Below are 333 nucleotides of genomic sequence, written 5' to 3'. Positions count from 1 at the left end.
GGTCCTCGGCGTAGGCATCCCGATGTGGGCGAGCATGCGGCGCAGCTCGGGCGAGACCTCGGCCCCGACCAGATGCGTGCAGCGGCAGTGGTCGCCTCGACCGATCCCCTCGTGATCGTGGAGGGCGCAGCAGGCAGCGGGAAGACCACCATGCTCGCCACCGCGATCCGCGCGAGCGAAGCAGAAGGGCGGGCGGTGCGGGCCGTCGCGCCGACTAACCGCGCCGCCGAGGTCGCGCATCAGGAACTCGGCGTACCCGCCGAGTCGGTCGCCGCTCTCGTTCACGCGCACGGGTGGCGCTGGAACGATGACGGCGTATGGACACGCCTCGCC

Annotated in this window: 1 protein-coding gene; it reads left to right on the top strand. The window is 72.1% G+C overall.

What is annotated here, in order from left to right; all coding sequences use genetic code 11:
• Positions 1 to 24: 24 nt before the first annotated feature.
• Positions 25 to 333: AAA family ATPase (locus tag KVS67_RS11720; RefSeq protein WP_368669063.1), on the top strand; the 309-nt coding region annotated here is incomplete at its 3' end.

The sequence above is a fragment of the Micrococcus sp. GbtcB5 genome, assembly GCF_019091605.1.
Taxonomy (GTDB): Bacteria; Actinomycetota; Actinomycetes; order Actinomycetales; family Micrococcaceae; genus Micrococcus; species Micrococcus luteus.
The sequence above is the reverse complement of the archived record's forward strand: the minus strand, read 5'-3'. Positions and strand labels throughout refer to the sequence as shown.